At 66.1% G+C, this 18,518-nt stretch carries 20 protein-coding genes; 13 read left to right on the top strand and 7 right to left on the bottom strand.

Annotated features, from left to right (window positions below):
• The first annotated feature begins 106 nt into the window (after positions 1–106).
• The 8 genes from V6N07_RS00355 (at position 107) to V6N07_RS00320 (ending at position 7,964) form a co-directional block, all read left to right on the top strand.
• Positions 107–970 (top strand): alpha/beta hydrolase, encoded by an 864-nt coding sequence (locus V6N07_RS00355; protein WP_371153190.1) that lies wholly within the window; start codon positions 107–109, stop codon positions 968–970.
• 16 nt (positions 971–986) lie between these two features.
• A complete protein-coding gene (locus V6N07_RS00350; protein WP_371153188.1) occupies positions 987–1,694 on the top strand; it encodes a glutathione S-transferase N-terminal domain-containing protein in 708 nt (235 codons plus the stop codon).
• A gap of 188 nt (positions 1,695–1,882) precedes the next feature.
• Complete coding sequence (locus tag V6N07_RS00345; RefSeq protein ID WP_371153187.1) at positions 1,883–2,761, top strand: 5-bromo-4-chloroindolyl phosphate hydrolysis family protein; 879 nt, start codon at positions 1,883–1,885, stop codon at positions 2,759–2,761.
• 3 nt (positions 2,762–2,764) lie between these two features.
• Positions 2,765–3,958, top strand: a complete 1,194-nt coding sequence (locus V6N07_RS00340) for a toxic anion resistance protein (RefSeq protein WP_371153186.1) — start codon at positions 2,765–2,767, stop codon at positions 3,956–3,958.
• Entirely contained in the window at positions 3,958–4,920 is a 963-nt protein-coding gene (locus V6N07_RS00335) for a DUF2927 domain-containing protein (protein ID WP_371153185.1), read from the top strand. The genes V6N07_RS00340 and V6N07_RS00335 overlap by 1 nt, the downstream gene beginning before the upstream one ends.
• A 79-nt stretch (positions 4,921–4,999) precedes the next feature.
• Complete coding sequence (locus tag V6N07_RS00330; RefSeq protein ID WP_371153184.1) at positions 5,000–6,112, top strand: SPFH domain-containing protein; 1,113 nt, start codon at positions 5,000–5,002, stop codon at positions 6,110–6,112.
• A gap of 194 nt (positions 6,113–6,306) precedes the next feature.
• Positions 6,307–6,843, top strand: a complete 537-nt coding sequence (locus V6N07_RS00325; RefSeq protein ID WP_371153183.1) for a cytochrome b/b6 domain-containing protein — start codon at positions 6,307–6,309, stop codon at positions 6,841–6,843.
• The gene (locus tag V6N07_RS00320) at positions 6,840–7,964 is read left to right on the top strand and encodes a primosomal protein N' (replication factor Y) - superfamily II helicase (protein ID WP_371153182.1); all 1,125 of its coding nucleotides are present in this window, start codon (positions 6,840–6,842) and stop codon (positions 7,962–7,964) included. The genes V6N07_RS00325 and V6N07_RS00320 overlap by 4 nt, the downstream gene beginning before the upstream one ends.
• A 45-nt stretch (positions 7,965–8,009) precedes the next feature.
• Here the strand turns inward: V6N07_RS00320 and V6N07_RS00315 are convergent, their stop codons facing one another.
• The gene (locus tag V6N07_RS00315) at positions 8,010–9,053 is read right to left on the bottom strand and encodes a sodium-dependent bicarbonate transport family permease (protein ID WP_371153181.1); all 1,044 of its coding nucleotides are present in this window, start codon (positions 9,051–9,053) and stop codon (positions 8,010–8,012) included.
• A gap of 93 nt (positions 9,054–9,146) precedes the next feature.
• Between V6N07_RS00315 and V6N07_RS00310 the strand changes: the two genes are divergently transcribed.
• The 4 genes from V6N07_RS00310 to speD are packed head-to-tail and all read left to right on the top strand — an operon-like array spanning position 9,147 to position 11,757.
• Positions 9,147–10,025, top strand: a complete 879-nt coding sequence (locus V6N07_RS00310; protein ID WP_371153179.1) for a LysR family transcriptional regulator — start codon at positions 9,147–9,149, stop codon at positions 10,023–10,025.
• Positions 10,026–10,075: 50 nt separating this feature from the next.
• Complete coding sequence (locus V6N07_RS00305) at positions 10,076–10,960, top strand: carbohydrate kinase (RefSeq protein ID WP_371153178.1); 885 nt, start codon at positions 10,076–10,078, stop codon at positions 10,958–10,960.
• 6 nt (positions 10,961–10,966) lie between these two features.
• Positions 10,967–11,404: a D-aminoacyl-tRNA deacylase gene (dtd, locus tag V6N07_RS00300; RefSeq protein WP_371153177.1), complete on the top strand. Its 438-nt coding sequence runs from the start codon at positions 10,967–10,969 to the stop codon at positions 11,402–11,404.
• A complete protein-coding gene (gene speD / locus V6N07_RS00295) occupies positions 11,401–11,757 on the top strand; it encodes an adenosylmethionine decarboxylase (RefSeq protein ID WP_371153176.1) in 357 nt (118 codons plus the stop codon). The genes dtd and speD overlap by 4 nt, the downstream gene beginning before the upstream one ends.
• A gap of 45 nt (positions 11,758–11,802) precedes the next feature.
• On the opposite strand, the gene V6N07_RS00290 is transcribed toward speD, so the two are convergent.
• The 6 genes from V6N07_RS00290 to otnK form a co-directional block, all read right to left on the bottom strand.
• Positions 11,803–13,311 carry a polyamine aminopropyltransferase gene (locus V6N07_RS00290; RefSeq protein ID WP_371153174.1) on the bottom strand — a complete coding sequence of 503 codons (1,509 nt, stop codon included), beginning with the start codon at positions 13,309–13,311 and terminating at the stop codon, positions 11,803–11,805.
• 85 nt (positions 13,312–13,396) lie between these two features.
• On the bottom strand, positions 13,397–13,621 hold the full coding sequence (locus tag V6N07_RS00285; RefSeq protein ID WP_371153172.1) for a DUF350 domain-containing protein: 225 nt from the start codon (positions 13,619–13,621) through the stop codon (positions 13,397–13,399).
• 22 nt (positions 13,622–13,643) lie between these two features.
• Positions 13,644–13,808: a hypothetical protein gene (locus V6N07_RS00280; RefSeq protein ID WP_371153170.1), complete on the bottom strand. Its 165-nt coding sequence runs from the start codon at positions 13,806–13,808 to the stop codon at positions 13,644–13,646.
• Complete coding sequence (locus V6N07_RS00275) at positions 13,808–15,079, bottom strand: DUF4178 domain-containing protein (protein ID WP_371153169.1); 1,272 nt, start codon at positions 15,077–15,079, stop codon at positions 13,808–13,810. Before V6N07_RS00275 ends, V6N07_RS00280 begins: the two co-directional genes overlap by 1 nt.
• Positions 15,076–15,699, bottom strand: a complete 624-nt coding sequence (locus tag V6N07_RS00270) for a DUF4178 domain-containing protein (protein ID WP_371153167.1) — start codon at positions 15,697–15,699, stop codon at positions 15,076–15,078. The genes V6N07_RS00275 and V6N07_RS00270 overlap by 4 nt, the downstream gene beginning before the upstream one ends.
• A gap of 15 nt (positions 15,700–15,714) precedes the next feature.
• Entirely contained in the window at positions 15,715–16,977 is a 1,263-nt protein-coding gene (gene otnK / locus V6N07_RS00265) for a 3-oxo-tetronate kinase (protein WP_371153165.1), read from the bottom strand.
• A 166-nt stretch (positions 16,978–17,143) separates the two neighbouring features.
• On the opposite strand from otnK, the gene V6N07_RS00260 reads away from it, so the two are divergent.
• The gene (locus tag V6N07_RS00260) at positions 17,144–18,511 is read left to right on the top strand and encodes an aminotransferase (protein ID WP_371153164.1); all 1,368 of its coding nucleotides are present in this window, start codon (positions 17,144–17,146) and stop codon (positions 18,509–18,511) included.
• Positions 18,512–18,518 lie beyond the last annotated feature (7 nt).

Below are 18,518 nucleotides of genomic sequence, written 5' to 3'. Positions count from 1 at the left end.
GCGCGCGGGTCGGGTGTGGAAAGACACAAATGCTTGATCTGACTGTCACGCATGTGTTGCGCCCGTCCCCGACGTCCCCCCCATGCCAGCGATGGGGGACACGAGAGTGCCACGCCTCAGGATCGATGCACATCACGACGGGCCGCGCGATGCGGCGGGTCATGCACCGTGGACTGCCTTGCACCGCCATATCGACCCTCTGCCGACCGGCGCGCCGTTGGCCATCGTGACGCACGGCATGAACCATGCCCCGGGTTGGGCGGCGCATGATCCCCATGACGGCATCCTGTCCTACTGCGCGAACCCGAACCGTCACTGGAAATCGCGCAGCCTTGTGCGCTGTCTGCATATGGGGGACGGCCAGGTCCTGTCGGGTCATGCGATCACCTTTGGCTGGGACGGGCGCGGAACGGTGTGGACGGCGATGCGTCGCGCCAGCTATGCAGGGGCCGCGCTGGCACGGCTAGCCTGTGCGATCCGGCGACGCCGGCCCGATCTGCGGATCACCGTGGTGGCGCATTCGATGGGCGCCCGCGTGGTGATTGAGGCGATGCTGCGCGCGCCACTGCCTGTCTGCGACCGCGCGCTCCTGCTGACCCCCGCCGACAGCCGGGCCCGGGCCGGGCGGGCGTTGCGCGCGCCGGGTGGGGCGGCCTGCACCGTGGTCGCCACGCAGACACCGGAAAACTGGCTGTGCAATCTGGGCATGGTCGCGGCGATGGCTGGGGCCGCCGATCTGTCCCGCGGGCCGGATCATCTGCGCTGGATGGACTTCTACCCCGACCGTTCGGGCCTGCCGGTCTGGCCGCACCGCACCTGCCACTGGTCCTGTTTCCTGCGGCGCGGTGTCTGGCCGCTGTATCGGGCATGGGTTTCGGGGGCCGCGGGGGCGTCTCTGTTCGCGCCGGTTGCCGCCCCGCGCTTGCATTCCGCTGCCGACACGCCGACGGTGACCGCCAGTACGGCCTGACCCGCAGGAGACCTGGATGCAGACCCCGATCGACCTTTACTATTGGCCCACGCCCAACGGCTGGAAGATCAGCATCGCGCTGCATGAATTCGATCTGCCCTACAGGTTGCACGAGGTGAACATCGGCAAGGGCGATCAGTTCGAGCCGGCGTTTCTGAAGATCGCGCCGAACAACCGCATGCCCGCGATCGTCGATCCCGACGGGCCGGATGGTGCGCCGATCTCGATCTTCGAAAGCGGCGCGATCCTGCAATATCTCGCCCGCAAGACCGGCAAGTTCGGTGGCCCGACAGAGCGGGACCGCATCGCCGTCGATCAATGGTTGATGTGGCAGATGGGCGGATTGGGACCGATGGCCGGACAGGCGCATCATTTCCTGAAATACGCGCCCAAACAGACCCCGCCACAGGATCTGCCCTACGCGAAAGAACGGTACAGCAACGAGGCGAATCGCCTTTATGGCGTGCTGGACCGCCAGTTGGCGGACAAACGCTACGTCGCCGGCGACTTCTATTCGATCGCGGACATGGCGATCTGGCCCTGGGCCTCGCTGTGGGAAGGACAGCAGACGACGATCGACGACAAGCCGCATATGGCACGCTGGCTGGACGATGTCGCCGCCCGCCCCGCCGTGCGCGCCGGGCGCGAGCTGCTTGCCGAACGCCGCAGCGATCCGACTGAAAAAAAGGGCAGCTACCTGCGTCCGTCCGGCAGAACCGACTGACGCAGGCGCAACTGTCTGGTATGCGGGCCAGGAACCATCATATGGTAGAGGCGGCCCGCTGCGGGGCTGCTTCGTCGGAGGCTGAAACGTGAAATCTACCGGAATGCAAAAGACGGCCTTCGCCGCCCTTGCGGTGCTTATCGCCCTGACGGGGCTCGGCGTGCTGTCGGGCGGGGGCCTGTAGCGCAATGGCACGACGTTTCGGCGGACAGTTCAGCCCCGGTGGCTCCAAGACTGCGGGCGCGGTGAAAACGCCGCCCCCCGCCCTGAATGCGCCCCTTCCCGGTCGTGCGCGAACGCAGATCCTGATGGCGTTGTCCGTCCTGCCGGTCATCACCGCCTTCTTTCAGGGTGGGGCCACGGGTCTTGCGCTGAACATCGCGGCGGGCGCCGTCCTGTTCGGCGGGGCTGTCGTGACGCGCGAGGGTCTGAAGGCCGAGGCCGCATGGACCGCACGCAAGATTGCCCGCCGCCCGGCCGTGCCGCGCAAGGCGTTTGGGGCGATCCTGACCGGGGTTGGTGTTCTGCTGGCCGCCGGGATCGGTCCCGCGGGCGGCGTCTATGGCCTTGTCGCCGCGGCGCTGCATGTCGCCGCCTTCGGGTTCGACCCGATGAAGGACAAGGGCATGGAGGGCGTCGATACCTTTCAGACCGAACGCGTGGCCCGCACCATCGAAGAGGCCGAGAAACACCTGTCTGCCATGCAGGACGCCGTTCTGCGCGCCCGCGACCGCGAGGCCGAGAGCCGCGTCGCCCGCGTCATCGCCCGGGCGCGCGAAATGTTTCGCGCGGTCGAGGACGACCCCCGCGACCTGACGGCGGCGCGCAAATATCTGGGCGTCTACCTGATGGGCGCACGCGACGCGACGGCCAAGTTCGCGGACCTGTATGTCCAGACGCAGGACCCTACCGTGAAGGCCGACTATTTCGCCCTGCTCGATGATCTGGAGCAGGGAATGGATACCAAACGCGCCACGCTGCTGGTCAGCGACCGCACAGATCTGGATGTTGAAATCGAAGTTTTGCGGGACCGTCTGAAACGTGACGGCCTGCCCACCGGGGAGTAAGACATGGATACCAAGACGCGCAGTGAGGCCGCCGCCGCCGCCGCAGAAGTAGGCGCCGTTGCCGCCGTCACCCTGCCCGAGCCGGGAACCGAGGTGGTGGCGCTGGAACAGGCCCCCGCCCCGGTCGCCGAAACGATCCGGACCCGCATGGCCGAGTTGGACATGACCGACACGCAGTCGATCATCGAATTCGGATCCGGCGCGCAAGCAGAACTGCAACAGATCAGTCAGGCGATGCTGGCCGACGTCAAGAACAAGGATGTCGGCCCCGCCGGGGATTCCCTGCGCTCGATCGTGTCCACCATTCGCGGTTTCTCGGTCAGCGAACTGGACGTGCGCCGCAAGCGGTCGTTCTGGGAAAAGCTGCTGGGGCGTGCCGCGCCGTTCAGCAATTTCGTGGCCAAGTTCGAGAACGTGCAGGGCCAGATCGACAAGGTCACCGAAGACCTGCTCAAGCATGAGCATGTCCTGCTCAAGGACATCAAGTCGCTCGACAAGCTCTATGAGAAGACCCTCGATTTCTACGAGGAGCTGGGCCTTTACATCTCTGCGGGCGAAGCCAAGCTGGCGGAACTGGACGCAACCACGATCCCGGCGAAGGAAGCCGCCGTCGCCGCCCTGCCCGAAGACGACAAGATGATCGGCAGTCAGGAATTGCGCGACCTGCGCGCCGCGCGCGACGATCTGGAACGTCGGGTCCACGACCTGAAACTGACACGGCAGGTGACGATGCAATCCCTGCCGTCCATCCGCCTGGTGCAGGAAAACGACAAGAGCCTCGTCACCAAGATCAACTCCACCCTCGTGAACACCGTGCCCCTGTGGGAGACGCAGCTGGCGCAGGCCGTGACGATCCAGCGCTCGCGCGAGGCGGCAGAGGCCGTGCGCGACGCAAATGACCTGACCAACGAGCTGCTGACCTCCAACGCCAAGAACCTGCGCGAGGCGAACTCCGTCGTGCGCACCGAGATGGAGCGCGGCGTCTTCGACATTGCCGCCGTCCGGCAGGCGAACGAGGATCTGGTCGCGACGATCAACGAAAGCCTGCAGATCGCCGACGAGGGCAAGGCCCGCCGTGCCGAAGCCGAGAAGGAGCTGGAGGCGATGGAGAAGGAACTGCGCGAAACGCTGGCATCCGCCAAGGCGCGTGGCGACGGAACGGGCGACAACGCCGGCACCTCGGTACCCAACACCTGATGCGCCTGCGCTGCCTTCTGCCTGCGGTCGCAGCCCTTGCTGCGGCGGCCTGCCAACCTGCGGCGGTTGCCCCTCCGGTCCAGCCGTCCCCGGTGCCGACGGTCCGCCCCGCGGCACCGGCGCAACAGGCGCCTGCCGTTCCGGAACAATCCGCCGAAAGTCGCTCGGCTGCCCTGTTCTATCGACGGCTGGAACAGAGGCTCGTAGCGCAGGGTCTTTTGCGGTCCGATGGCGGCGGCGGGGCCGACACGGCATACGGGCCAAGGGAACTCGCGCGCAACTTTGAGCGGATCGCCCTGTTTTCCGAATACGTTCAGGTGAATGGGCGCTACGTCGCACAGCAGAGCCGCGCCCAGTTGCGGCGATGGTCGGTCCCGGTCCGGGTGCAGTTGCATTTCGGCCCATCGGTCGACAGCGCCGCGCGCGCCGCCGATACCGACATCGTACGGGCCTATGTCGCGCGCCTGCGCCGCGTCACGGGCCACCCGATGAGCGTCGTCTCCCAGGGGGGCAATTATCACGTGTTCGTCGTGAACATCGACGAACAACGCGCCCTCGGCCCGGCGATCAGCGCGGCGGAACCGGGCCTGAGCCGTGGGACCGTGGCCGAGATCACGTCGCTTGGGAAATCGACGTATTGTGCGGTCTATGCGTCCTCGACGGCGGCAAACCCGAACACCTATGTCTCGGCCGTCGCGCTTATCCGGACGGAACATCCCGATCTCATGCGGCTCGCCTGCTATCACGAGGAAATCGCCCAGGGCCTTGGGCTTGCCAACGACAGCCCGACGGCCCGCCCGTCGATCTTCAACGATGACGAGGAATTCGCCCTGCTGACGCAACATGATGAGTTGCTGTTGCGAATGCTGTACGACCGTCGCCTGTCAGTCGGCATGACGGCAGAGCAGGCGCGCCCCATCATTCGCCAGATCGCCGGCGAACTGGTCGGGGGGCGAACGTGATGGCCCCGCGCCTCTCTGTTATCCGCGCACAGCGTGCCTAGATAAGACCCAACGCATAGCCGCCCCCAAGGAGACCCCCATGTCCATTTTCGACATCCTGTCCGGTCAGTTCATCGACGTCATCGAATGGACGGACGACACGCGCGACACGCTGGTCTATCGGTTCGAACGCCATGGGCACGAGATCAAGTACGGCGCCAAGCTGACCGTCCGCGAAGGCCAGGCCGCCGTCTTCATCCACGAGGGGCAGCTGGCCGACGTCTTCATGCCGGGGCTGTACATGTTGGAAACCAACAACATGCCCATCATGACCACCTTGCAGCATTGGGACCACGGCTTCAAATCGCCCTTCAAGTCCGAGATCTACTTCGTCTCCACCACCCGGATGACGGACCTTAAGTGGGGCACCAAGAACCCGATCACCCTGCGCGATCCGGAGTTCGGGCCCGTCCGCCTGCGCGCCTTCGGAACCTATACCATCAAGGTCGCCGACCCGGCCCGCTTCATGACCGAAATCGTGGGCACCGACGGCGATTTCACCCGCGACGAGATCCAGTTCCAGATCCGCAACATGATCGTGCAATCGGCCAGTCGGGCGCTGGCCAGCAGCCAGATCCCCGTCCTCGACATGGCGGCCAACACCGACGAGCTGGGCAAGATCGTCGCCGACCAGATCAGCGCGACCATCGCCGACTACGGCCTGTCGGTGCCGGAGCTGTATATCGAGAACGTCTCCCTGCCGCCCGCGGTCGAGGCGGCGCTGGACAAGCGCACGTCGATGGGCGTGATCGGTGACCTGCACAAGTATCAGCAGTTCGCCACCGCCGAGGCGATGCAGACCGCCGCCGCCACGCCGAACTCCGGCATGGGCGCGGGTCTCGGCATGGGGATGGGCATGGGCATGGCGCAGCAGATGGCGAACCCCGGCCCCTGGGGCGCCGCTCCCGCCGCGCAGGCGCCCGCCGCCCCGCCGCCGCCGCCGGTCGAACATGTCTGGCACATCGCCGAGGGGGGCGCGACCAAGGGCCCGTTCAGCAAGGCGCGCCTTGGCCGCATGGTCACGGATGGGGAGGTGACGCGCGAAACCTACGTCTGGACGCAAGGGCAGGATGGCTGGAAGAAGGCCGACGACGTCGACGAGCTTGCGCAGCTCTTCACCGTCATGCCCCCGCCCCCGCCGCCCGGTATCTGACGGCGCCGTGGCGATGCGTGGCCCGGCGGCCCGTGCCCTGCATTGACCGACCCCCTATGCTGCGGAATTACCCCTCGGGGGGTCTCGAAGGGGGGCGGAACGTCCCCCTTCGCAGGGGAGCGCGAGGGGAAAGCTCCCCTCGCCCCCGCCCACACCCCATTGCAACCGACGACGGGACAGGCCTAACTCGCTCCATGCGCCTGCCGACCCGCCGAACATACCTCAAGATCCTGCATTGGACGGTGGTGCCGTTCTTCGTCTGGTTTCTCGTCGTCACCCCCTCCGACGTGGCGCGGCTGGGGTCTTGGGCCGTCGACATGCATTCCGTGTTCGGGCTGATCTTCGTGACGCTGTGTCTGGTGTGGACGGCGGACCTGATCTGGCGGGGCCTCGCCTCCCGCCCCGGGCCGAAATTGCGCGGCACGGCGCGGGCCATCCACCGCCCGCTGCACCTGACGATCATCTGGGGTCTGTTCGGCGTCGCCTTTACCGGCTTCCTGCTGGGCCTGACGGCCAGCCGCACGTTGTTCGCGGGCACGATCCTGCCGATCGCGCCGCCGCTGGGCCTGCCGCAGGCGAACCAATGGGCCGGCACGCTGCACACCGTCGAATTCTACATCCTCGCCGCCATCGTCGCGTTCCATGCTGCCTATCACGTCTGGCGTCACCTGAAGCTGCGCGATAACGCCCTGCGTATCATGGCACCGAAAATCTTTCAGAGGTTCCTATGAAAGTTCCCTCCGTCTCCGGCCGCAATCGTCCGCCCCCGGTTCCCAAGACCGAGGAGCATCGGTTTCCCTGCGATGCCTGCGGCGGCGACATGCGGTTCGATCCAGGCGACGACCGGATGATCTGCGACCATTGCGGAAATACCGAAAGCCTTGCGCGCACTTCGCCCAGCGCCATCCGGGAGATCGACATCCGCGCGGGCCTCGACACCGCCTCCCGCGATGCGCCGCAGGAAGAAACCCGTGTCCTGTCCTGTCCCAACTGTGCCGCGCAGGTGGAGTTCGATCCCGCCATGCACGCCGCCGAATGCCCGTTCTGCGCCACCCCCGTCGTCACCGACACCGGCACCAACCGGCACATCAAGCCCGCCGCCGTCGGCCCCTTCGTGCTGGAGGAACGGCAGGCCCATGACGCGATGGACCAATGGCTGGGCAACCTGTGGTTCGCGCCGAACGGATTGCAGAAATACGCCCGCAAGGGGCAGAAGATGAACGGCATCTACGTCCCCTTCTGGACGATCGATGCACAGACGCAGACCGCCTATCGCGGGCAACGCGGCGACACCTACTACGTCACCCAGACCGTCATGCGCGACGGCAAGCCGACGCGCGTGCAGGTGCCCAAGATCCGCTGGTCCCGCCGATCGGGCCGGGTCGCACGGTTCTTCGATGACGTGCTGGTGCTCGCCTCCACGTCCCTGCCGAAACGGCATACGGATGCGTTGGAGCCATGGGACCTTGCGGGCCTCGCCCCCTATGCGCCCCAATACCTCGCCGGGTTTCGGGCGGAGGCCTATTCCATCGACCTGCGCGCCGGCCTGACCGAGGCACGCGCCCGCATGGATGCGGTCATCCAACGCGACGTGCGCATGGACATCGGGGGCGATCAGCAACGGATCGACGCGCTCGACACCAAGCTGTCGGACGTGACCTTCAAACACATCCTGCTGCCGGTCTGGGTCGCCGCCTACAAGTATCGCGGCAAATCCTATCGGTTCGTCGTCAACGGGCAATCCGGTCGTGTGCAGGGGGAGCGGCCCTATTCGGCCATCAAGATCGCCCTCGCCGTGCTCGCCGCGCTGATCCTCGCGGGGATTGCGGCGTTCTTCTATCAAGGCGGTTGATCCGCGCCGCATCCGACACGGATCAATCCTAGGTCGCCCTTTGGATCAGGTGCCCATCACCAGACCGGACAGCGCGATCCAGATCGGGATCGACAGGATGGCGACCGGTGTGCCGAGGCCCGTCGAGGCACCGATATAGGCCGAAGGATTCGCCTCCGGCAGGGCGGCGCGCATCGTCGGCGGGCCCGAGATGTCCGACGACGAGGCCGCCATCACCGCCAGCAGCACCACGCCCCCCTGCGAAAACCCGGTCAGCTGGTGGGCAATCAGGCCCGCCCCGAACCCGATCATCCCGTGGATCAACGGCGCCGTCAGCCCGTAGAGGACATAGGCGTGCGCCACCTTGCGCAACTCGGCCAGCCGCGACCACGCCTCCATCCCCATGGTCAGCATCAGCACGGACAGGAGCCCCCGGAACAGCGGCTCATAGAAGCTGCCGTAGACGCTCTCGGGCTTTGCGAGCAGGCCAAGGGCAAGCCCGAGGACCAGCGCGGAAATGGCCGGGCTCCGGAACGTATCCAACAGGATGCCCTTGACCACACCATCGTCGGCCCGCGTGCCGCCACCGCCCAGTGTCGCGACGCCGCCGCCGGCAGGGGCCGCCATCCGCGCCGCCGACATCCGTGCCACGACGATTGCCGTGATAAGGGCCGCCACGTCCATGAACGGATAGAGCGCCCCGATGAACCCCTCGTAGGATATGCCCCGCCCGTCCAGTGTCGCCATTCCGGCGGCCAGGGTGGAGGCGGAAACGGCGCCGAACACCCCCGCCGTCGCATAGCCATCGGTCTGCGACACGCCCCGCCATCTGGTCAGCGTCCTGCCGCCCAGAAGGACGATGGCGATCCCTGTCAGCGCGGCCAATCCGGCGGGGATCGCCATCGCCACGAGGTCCGCCTCGCGCATGGACATGCCCGCGCCCAGCCCGACCTTCAGCAATAGCAGCATCACGATGAAGGCATAGACCGGCTGCGGCACCGTCAGCTTGCTGCCCATGGCCGCGATGACCATGCCCCCGATCAGGAACGACAGCGTCGGGCTTTGAAATTGTGCGACAACGGTCGCGGCGATGGTGGAGATCATGTCCATTGTAGAATCCTCTGCGGTTGTGGCGGAGGTATCGCGGCGGATCATGCAAGAAAAATATATCTTATCGACGCTAACGTTCTATAATATCGAACGATGACGGATCTGAACTATCACCACCTGCGCTATTTTCACGCCGTCGCCCATGCCGGTCACCTGACCCGCGCGGCGGAGACGCTGAACCTGTCGCAATCTGCCCTCTCCGCCCAGATCCGCGCGTTGGAGGATCGGCTGGGCCACGCGCTGTTCGACCGGGTTGGACGCCGGTTGGAGCTGACGGAGGTGGGGCGCGTGACCCTGACCCATGCGGACCGCATATTCTCGACCGGTGCCGAACTGCTGGCGACGCTGGACCGCAGTGGCAGCGCACGCGCGCCCCTGAGGGTTGGCGCCCTGTCGACCCTGTCACGCAACTTTCAGCTGTCGTTCCTGGCCCCGCTGCTGGGCCGCGACGATGTCGACGTGATCCTGCGGTCTGGCAATTCGACCACCCTGATGGCGGCACTGCGGGGGTTGGACCTGGACGTGGTGCTCACGACCTCTCCGCCCGCGGCGCAGGATGCCGAGGGGACCGCGCTGCATGGTATCGCCGACCAGCCGGTCGGCCTGCACGGGCGCGCGGACCTTGTCGCTGCCGCATCGCTGGCAGACCTGATGGCCACGCGCGCCTTCATCCTGCCGACAGAGCCGGCGATCCGCTGCGCGTTTCACGGGCTGGCCGACCGTCTGGGCGTCACGCCCCGCATCGCGGCCCTCGTCGACGACATGGCGATGGTGCGTCTGCTGGCGCGGGCGGGCGCGGGGGTCGCCGTCGCCCCGGCGGTCGTTCTGGCGGACGAAATCGCGGCCGGGATGCTGGCGACCGCACCGTTCGACCTGGCCATTACCGAACGGTTCTATGCGGTGACGATGCAGCGGGCCTTTCCACACCCCCTTCTGGCCCAATTGTTGGGCCATGACGTGCCCGCCCCCTAGCCCTTTGATGCCGCGCAGGATAGCAGGAACCGATCGGAAGGAGATACGTCATGATCCTATGCGCAGGCGAGGCCCTGATTGACATGTTGCCGCGCGACACCGCCGATGGCCCCGGCTTCTACCCGGCCACGGGGGGTGCGGTGTTCAACACGGCGGTGGCATTGGGGCGGCTTGGCGCGCCCGTCGGGTTGTTCACGGGCCTGTCCGAGGACCTGTTCGGCAAGCGTCTGTCCGACGGGCTGGCCGCATCGAACGTGGTGAACCGCTGCGCCGTGCATGACCGCCCGACGACCCTTGCCTTCGTGACGCTGACGGACGGGCATGCCGAATACGCCTTTTACGACGAAAACACCGCCGGCCGGATGCTGTCGCCTGCGGATGCCCCGGACATGGACGGTGTCGAGGCGTTGTTCATCGGCGGCATCTCCCTCGCGGTCGAACCCTGTGCACAGACCTACGAGGGGTTGGCCCTTGGCCACGGTCACCTGCCGATCATGATCGACCCGAACATCCGGCCCAGTTTCATCCGAAACGAGGCCACGTTCCGCGGGCGCATGTCGCGCCTTCTGGGCACGGCAGACATCGTCAAGCTGTCGGATGAGGATCTGGCGTGGTTGGGAATGTCGCCCGAGGACGTGCTGTCGCACGGCGCCTCCGTCCTGTGCCTGACCGAAGGCTCGCGCGGGGTTACGGCCATCACCCGCGATGGGCGCGTCTCCGTCCCTGCAGAAAAGGTCGAGGTCGTGGATACCGTCGGCGCAGGTGATACCTTCAACGCAGGGTTCCTTGCCGGTCTGCACAAGGCTGGCGCCCTGACCAAGGACGTCCCCTCCGAGGAGGTGCTGCGCGCCGCCCTGACACTGGGCGCGAAGGCCGCCGCAGTTACCGTCAGCCGCGCGGGCGCCAATCCGCCCTGGGCGTCCGAGCTGGCCTGACACACGATGAAAGCCATCCTGCAACGGGTGTCCGAAGCGCGTGTCGACATCGACGGCACAACGATCGGGCAAATCGGGCCCGGCCTCCTGATCCTCGTCTGTGCCATGCAAGGCGATGCCGAAGGCAACGCCGAGGCGTTGGCCACCCGCATCCCCAAACTGCGGGTCTTTCGGGATGAGGCGGGTCGCATGAACCGGTCGCTGCTGGATACCGGCGGCGCGGCCCTCGTGGTCAGTCAGTTCACGTTGGCGGCCGATACATCACGCGGCAACCGGCCCGGATTTTCCGCCGCTGCCCCCCCTGAAATCGGCGAACATCTGTATCGCCACTTCGTCGAAACCCTGACCGCACAGGGTGTCGAGGTTCAGACCGGTCGGTTCGGCGCAGACATGGCGGTGCATCTGGTCAATGACGGCCCGGTCACCATCCCGATCGAGCGATGATCGGGCAACACCTCATCCTAGAGCATTGGGGCGGCACGCAGGACGGCGCGCGCCTTGAAAGCGCCCTGCATGGCGCGGCGCGGGCGGCGGGCGCGACTGTTCTTTCGGCGCATTTCCACCCTTTTGACGGTGGCGGCATCACCGGCGTTCTGCTGCTGGCGGAAAGCCATATCACGATCCACACGTGGCCGGAGCATGATTATGCGGCGCTCGATCTGTTCATGTGCGGCGCGGCCCGCGTCGAACTGGCCGCGGACTATCTCGACGCGGCCCTTCGCCCCCACCGGACGGAACGGCGTATCCTGTCGCGCGGTACAGCGGTGCCGGTAAAAGGGGCCGGACGTCCCGCCTGATCCGAACAAGGTCAGTGCCACCTGCCCCCGAACCCCTCTGAAAGATCAGCGGAACCACGCATTCCACCCCGCCTCATAGGCCATGGGCAGGGGATGGCGGGTCAGGGTGTTCACCGGCACCGGACGGGGGCCGGTGTCGCCATCGAACACCTGCGCGGCTGCCCAGACGTCATTCGTCAGAAACCGCAGATCGTCGGGATAAGGGGCCTGCCGCGAAACCATCCCCGCAGGCCGCGCGAGGACGAAGCCCCAGAGACCGAAGCTGGGCACGTAGCTTTGGTAAGGCGTAACTGACCATTCCTGCGACAGAGTCTCGGCCACGATCCAGAACGCATCAGGGGCGAACATCGGGGATCCGGCCTGTGTCGCCACGATGCCTTGGGCGGACAGACGGTCGCGCAGCAGGCGATAGAACTCTGCCGTGTACATGCGCGACAGCGACAGGTTCTTCGGATCCGGCAGGTCGAGAATGGCGACATCGAACACCTCTTCCGCATCCCTGACCCACGTGAAGGCATCGGCGTTCACGATGCGCACCCTCGGGTCGCGCAGGGCGTTCGCGTTCAGCGCGGCAAGGTCATCGCGGTCCCGGAACAGGGTCGTGACCGCCGGATCCAGATCGACCAAGGTGACCGCCTCGACGCCCGGCCAACGCAGAACCTCCCGCACGGCCATGCCATCCCCACCCCCCATGACAAGGACACGGGCCCGGCGGGGCGCCTGCGCCATGGCGGGGTGAACAAGCGGTTCGTGGTAGCGATGCTCATCCCCCGTGTCGAACTGCACCGAGCCATCGAGGAACAGGCGGGTTCGTCCGCGAAACTGCGTCACCGTCACCTGTTGATAGGATGTGCGTGTGTTCAAGACGATGTCGTCTTCGTAGAGCCGCGCATCCATGGCCCCCGCCAGCGGCCCCGACCAGATCAACGCCGCCGCGACCGCGGCGACAGATGCCCCCCACGCAAGGCGGACCCCCTGCCCCAGACGCGCACGGAACAGCCACAGCGTCCCGCCCGCCACGCCTAGGTTCAGCAGGCCGAACGCCAGACCGGCGGCAATCAGCGACAGGTGCGGCACGATCAGAACCGGGAAGGCCAGCGATGCGACAAGAGCTCCGAGGTAGTCGACGGACAGGACGTTTTCGAACCGGAACCGGCCTGCGCCGATCTCGCTCAGGATACGAGCGAGCAAGGGGATCTCCATCCCCGACAGCACGCCGACGGCGATCAGCGATCCATAGAGCGGCAAGGCCACCGCCCCCATCGTCGCATAGCTGTAGAATGTCGCCAGCGCCGCGAAACCGCCGATCAGGCCAAGGCCGATCTGTGCGCGCACGAACCCCTCGACCGGGTCCACGACAAAGCGTGACACCCAGGCACCGACGCCCATGGCGGACAGGAAAACCCCGATGACAAAGCTGAACTGGCGCACGGAATCGCCCAGCAGATAGCTGCTGACCGTGGCGGCGATAAGCTCGTAGATCAGGCCCGCGACGGCCACGACCAACGTCGTGGCAAGCAGCCAGATCTCGGTCCCCCGGCCGGCTGGCGTCACCTGTGCAGCACCTTCCCTTGGCGATGGATACCTCGGGGGCGAGCCTGCGAACGGCAGAGCCCCGGCCGTCCCCCACGCGCCGCGATCACGTCCGGATCACCGCCGCGATGATGATCGCCAGCGCCAGGAACATCGCGCCCATCACGATGGCGATGGCGGTGTTCTGATCTTCCTCCAGCTCCTTTCGCAGGCTGAAGGGCGTGACCAGTTCGATCAGCCACCAGCAGCCCAGCATCAGGAACAGGCCAAAGAAGGTGTAGAAGATCGTGCCAACGACCTCGGCGAAGATGATGTTCTCGAATGCAGCCATGATGCTGTTTCCCCCGTATTGCCTATTTTACCCGGACGCGGCCCACGCCGACCGCGCCCACGGACCCGCTGCGCACCGATCCTGCGCCGGTATCGGAACTGACCGAACCGATACCGTACCAGGATGCGTATCCCGCACCCGACAGCACGATCAGGGACACGATCATGACGATCACGCGTGTGGCCATCAGTCGTCCTCCTCGGTCCAGTCGCTGCCCTTCCACCGTGCCATGCTATGCCGTTTGCGCGATGACATGGTCCACAGGAAAGCCATGGCGAACAGACCGGCGACCGCCCATGACCACAAGGACGCGCCCATGCCGTCCTGCACGGTCAGGCGCAGCGTGCTGCGCGCTGCCGCCTGTTCGCCGTCCGCCAGCGCCATCTCGATCCGGTAGGTTCCGGGCGTCGTGGGCGCGAATGTCAGGTCGGCATAGCGGCTGCCTTCGGTCCAGGCGTCCTCGCCCACGCCGCCGAAATAATAACTTATCCCCCGCCCCGTGTCCGCCAGCAGAACCCCCGCGGGATCGGTCAGCGTGACATCGTATTCCGCCCATGCCTGAGACAGGGATTGATAGAATTGCAGGCGGACGGGTCGGGTAGTGGTGTCGACCTCGAAGGACAAAGCAGACGGCAGGTCCGTCGGCGCCCCTTCGAAGAGGGTTCGGGGATTGCCGGATGTGGCAACGACCCATAGCGCCATGCACAAGGCGGCGGCCGTCATCGCGGCAAACCAGACCGCGTAGAAGGATTTTCCGTCCTTCGGCACATAGGGTTGCAGCGGGTGGACACCCTTCGCGGCGGGCGCGGGAACGCCGAACGCATCGGCCGCTTCGGGGCAGTAGCGCGTGACCTCGACCTCGCGCTCGGCCCCATCAGAAAACGCCAACATGCGGCTGGCCCGACCGGATGGCATCATGCTGACGGTGCTGCCCCGCTGGCCGCGCTCGGGGCGCCATGTGAACTCCCCTTCGACGAAGTCCACCTCCCACGCGGAGGTCGCGTAGTAGGTATATTGCTCCGCCCGCCAAATTCGGGTGGGTCGGCTTTCGGCGCTCTCGACACTCTGCGCGGTCAGGAATGCCCCGGTCGGCCAATCGCGCACCTTCCGCGTCCAGAGGATGTGGCCATCCTCGACCGTCAGCCAGCCGTAGCCATGCGTGGGCGAATAAAGGATATGATCCACCCAGCGCCATTCCCGCCCCTTCCAGCGTTCGACCAGACCAAGGGTGCCGATGATGGTGAATGACACCCCATCTATTTCCCCGGTCTGGCCAAGGCGAAACGGACTGTCGGGCCGCTGCATGCCCGCATGGATCGACAGGACGCGATAGGCATCGGACGCATCGAGCCGCGCACCGCAATAGCCGCAGACCTGCGTCGTGACGCGCCCCCCGCCCAGAACCTGAAGACCCGCGCCGCAGTTGGTGCAATCGATGCTGGAGACGTGGCCCGTCATCCGGTCAGCCGTTCGACGTCGAAAGGATCGATCCAGTGGCCGGCATACCAGGCAACGCCGCCGTCCCAGATTTCGCCGGACAGGATCGCACCGCGTGGTCCGGTGAAATTGGCGAACAGATGCGTCTCTCCGAGGACGATCTCCTCGGGCAGTTGCCCGCGGAACGCGACCGCGACGGCATTGTCGACCTCCGAACAGGCGTATGTGACGCCGTTGACGGTCACTTCGGCCCCTAGGCGGAAGGCGGCGCGCCCTTTGCGCGGCCGGTCCGAAAGGTGATGCTGCAAGACGATATCGCCTTCATCCACCGACACCCACACAATGTCGCCGTTCGACAAGGCGCCGTGATATTCGTCCCAGTGTCCGCGCCCATAGTCATAGCGCACATGACCGGTCGCCGTGAACGTGCCATGGGTCGCAAGCGTGACCGGCTGTCCGATGGCGACCAGTTCGGGCGCGTCCTGCATCTCTCCTGCTTCGCCGGCACGGCGGAGGACGTCGTCTTCCAACACCACGGACGACCCGCAAAAGTCGCAGTTCACCATCCTGGAATAGGCCAGCATCGTGGGCAGAGCGGCCCCGCAATTGGGGCAGGCACGGGTGGGGTCAGGCGCAGTCACGGCAACACGATAACGTCACTGTGCCGCCACGGCACCCCCGGCAGAGAGCATTTCGAACGCATCCGCAAAGAAAGTCTCCGTCCCGAAATTGCCGGACTTCAGCGCGACGGCCACGTCGTTCCCGGCAAAGCACCATGGCACACCCGGCGCGATTTCCGGTCCGATGCGAAGGCGATCGACGTCCAGCGCGCGTGTGACGGCCCCGCTCGTCTCGCCGCCTGCGACGACGATCTGACCGATGCCCTGCGCGACCGCGTCACGGGCAAGCTGAGCGAGGGCATCTTCGACGAGCGCGCCTGCACGGGCAACGCCCAGGGCTTCCTGTGCGGCCAGAACCGATTTCGGCTCTGCCGTGGCGAAGACGATCTTGTCGGCGTTCGGGTCCTGTGCCGCCAGCCATGCGCGAACTTCCTTGAGCCCCCCCTGCGCCAGTTCCAGCGGGTCGAGACGATAGCCGACGGCTGTCTTGAGGTAGGCCCCCACCTGCGCCCGCGTCATGGCCGAACACGACCCCGACAGAACGATACGACCGGGTCCCGGCGTCGGCAGCGGGTCGTCGACAGGCGCGGACATCACGCCCGTTTCGCGCCAGAGTGCAGGCAGTGGCTGCGCGATGGCAGAGCCCCCGCACAAGAGCGGCATGTCCTGACAGGCCTCGGCGACGACATGCAGATCGGCGTCCTCGATGGAATCGACGATGATGTGCCCTTGCACACGCGACAGGGCATCGCGCACCGGCGCGACGCCTGCGCGCACGGTCGGGAACGCCACGTGGCCGACCTGTCGCTGCACCTGAGGGGTCAGAAGGCGCATCAGGTTCGCGTCCCGCATCGGGGTCAGGGGGTGATCCTTCATCGGGGATTCGTGCAGCAGCTGCTCCCCGACGAACAGGTTGCCCATGAACACACGGCGTCCGTTTTCAGGGAAAGCGGGACAATGCACCGTCTGATCCGTGCGCAGATCGGACATCAATGCATCCGCGACAGGACCGATATTGCCACGCGCCGTGGAATCGAACGTGGAGCAGTACTTCCAGAAGATCCGCCGGGCACCCTTCTGCGTCAGCCAGCGCAGGGCGGCCCGCGCCTCGGCCACTGCCTCATCGGACGGAATGGTCCGGATCTTGAGGGCGATAACCTCGAACGCGGTCGAAGCCTCGGCCTTGTCGGGCACCCCGATCCGCAACGTTACGGGCACGCCGGCACGCGCAAGCATGGCCGCAAGGTCCGTTGCCCCGGTGAAATCGTCGGCGATCGCACCAAAGAATGTCGTCGTCATGGCATTCCATCCCCCTCGGGCCATCGTGCCGTCCGCCGAAAGCGGTGGAAAGAACAGGCGACACATGGCCGACATTTTTGCCACGAAGGTGATGCAGGAAGGACGCGCATGGACGTCGGTCACGCGGCATGATTACGCTTTGCCAACCAATAACAAGGGACGACCAATGGCCGACTCCAGCCTGCCGAATTCATGGGACGCGCGCGCCAAGGCGGCGACCTTCTTCGGCTTCACCGACCTGCCCTCCATCGCCGCACGCGGCACCGTCGTTCTGACGCATGGGGAAGGCCCCTACGTCATCGATACCGAAGGCAAGCGCTATCTCGACGCGAATTCGGGCCTTTGGAACATGATCGCGGGGTTCGACCACGCCGGCCTGACGAAGGTCGCGCAGGATCAATATGCGCGGATGCCCGGCTACCATGCGTTCTTCGGGCGGATGACGGATCAGACGGTGATGCTGTCCGAAAAGCTGGTCGAGGTATCGCCCTTCGAAACGGGTCGCGTGTTCTACACGAACTCCGGCTCCGAGGCGAACGACACGATGGTCAAGATGCTGTGGTTCCTGCATGCCGCAGAGGGGCGTCCGCAGGCGCGCAAGATCATCACGCGGGGCAACGCCTATCACGGGGTGACCGCGGTCAGCGCGTCGATGACGGCCAAGCCCTACAACGCGGTCTTCGGCCTGCCGCTGCCCGGCTTCCTGCACCTGACCTGCCCGCACTATTGGCGCGAAGGCCGCGAGGGCGAATCCGAGGCCGCGTTCACCGCCCGCCTCGGCGCGGAGTTGGAGGAGATGATCGCCCGCGAGGGTGCGGACACGATCGCCGGTTTCTTTGCGGAACCCGTTCAGGGCGCAGGCGGCGTGATCCCCCCGTCCGAAGGGTATTTTGAGACGATCCTGCCGATCCTGCGTGCGCATGGCATCCCCGTGATCGCGGACGAGGTGATCACCGGCCTCGGGCGGACCGGTGCGATGTGGGGCTGCGAAAGCTACGACTTCGTGCCCGATGCGATCATTTCGTCCAAGGCGCTGACGGCGGGCTACTTCCCGATGGGCGCCGTGATCCTCGGGCCGGATCTGTCGGACCGTCTGCAACGTGCGACCGAGGTGATCGAGGAATTCCCCCATGGCTTCACCGCGTCGGGCCACCCGGTGGGCTGTGCCATCGCGCTGAAGGCCATCGACCTCGTGCAATCGGAATTGCTGGCGAATGTCCAACGCCTGACCCCCGCGTTCGAGGCCGGGATGGCCCGCATCGCGCAGCACCCCCATATCGGCGAAGCCCGGGGCCGTGGCTTGATGGGCGCATTGGAAGCGGTAAAGGACAAGGCGACCAAGACCCCGTGGGAGGGGCATCTTTCGGTGTCCGAACGCATCGCGAATACCTGCACGGACCACGGCCTGATCTGTCGACCACTGGGCCAATCGATCGTCCTATGCCCGCCATTCACCATGACGGATGCGCAGATGGACGAAATGTTCACCAAGTTGTCCGCCGCATTGGAGGAGGTGTTCGCCGGTCTGACCTGACGCTTGC

It is taken from the genome of Jannaschia sp. 2305UL9-9, assembly GCF_041403465.1.
Taxonomy (GTDB): domain Bacteria; phylum Pseudomonadota; class Alphaproteobacteria; order Rhodobacterales; family Rhodobacteraceae; genus Jannaschia.
The sequence above is the reverse complement of the archived record's forward strand: the minus strand, read 5'-3'. Positions and strand labels throughout refer to the sequence as shown.

Coding starts and splice junctions, on each gene's coding strand:
- V6N07_RS00305 (WP_371153178.1), top strand. CDS start 10,076: ATGATCCTATGCGCAGGCGAGGCCCTGATTGACATGTTGCCGCGCGAC.
- V6N07_RS00345 (WP_371153187.1), top strand. CDS start 1,883: ATGGCACGACGTTTCGGCGGACAGTTCAGCCCCGGTGGCTCCAAGACT.
- speD (WP_371153176.1), top strand. CDS start 11,401: ATGATCGGGCAACACCTCATCCTAGAGCATTGGGGCGGCACGCAGGAC.
- V6N07_RS00285 (WP_371153172.1), bottom strand. CDS start 13,621: ATGGCTGCATTCGAGAACATCATCTTCGCCGAGGTCGTTGGCACGATC.
- V6N07_RS00330 (WP_371153184.1), top strand. CDS start 5,000: ATGTCCATTTTCGACATCCTGTCCGGTCAGTTCATCGACGTCATCGAA.
- V6N07_RS00335 (WP_371153185.1), top strand. CDS start 3,958: ATGCGCCTGCGCTGCCTTCTGCCTGCGGTCGCAGCCCTTGCTGCGGCG.
- V6N07_RS00280 (WP_371153170.1), bottom strand. CDS start 13,808: ATGGCCACACGCGTGATCGTCATGATCGTGTCCCTGATCGTGCTGTCG.
- otnK (WP_371153165.1), bottom strand. CDS start 16,977: ATGACGACGACATTCTTTGGTGCGATCGCCGACGATTTCACCGGGGCA.
- V6N07_RS00350 (WP_371153188.1), top strand. CDS start 987: ATGCAGACCCCGATCGACCTTTACTATTGGCCCACGCCCAACGGCTGG.
- V6N07_RS00320 (WP_371153182.1), top strand. CDS start 6,840: ATGAAAGTTCCCTCCGTCTCCGGCCGCAATCGTCCGCCCCCGGTTCCC.
- V6N07_RS00275 (WP_371153169.1), bottom strand. CDS start 15,079: ATGACGGGCCACGTCTCCAGCATCGATTGCACCAACTGCGGCGCGGGT.
- V6N07_RS00260 (WP_371153164.1), top strand. CDS start 17,144: ATGGCCGACTCCAGCCTGCCGAATTCATGGGACGCGCGCGCCAAGGCG.
- V6N07_RS00325 (WP_371153183.1), top strand. CDS start 6,307: ATGCGCCTGCCGACCCGCCGAACATACCTCAAGATCCTGCATTGGACG.
- V6N07_RS00310 (WP_371153179.1), top strand. CDS start 9,147: ATGACGGATCTGAACTATCACCACCTGCGCTATTTTCACGCCGTCGCC.
- V6N07_RS00340 (WP_371153186.1), top strand. CDS start 2,765: ATGGATACCAAGACGCGCAGTGAGGCCGCCGCCGCCGCCGCAGAAGTA.
- dtd (WP_371153177.1), top strand. CDS start 10,967: ATGAAAGCCATCCTGCAACGGGTGTCCGAAGCGCGTGTCGACATCGAC.
- V6N07_RS00315 (WP_371153181.1), bottom strand. CDS start 9,053: ATGGACATGATCTCCACCATCGCCGCGACCGTTGTCGCACAATTTCAA.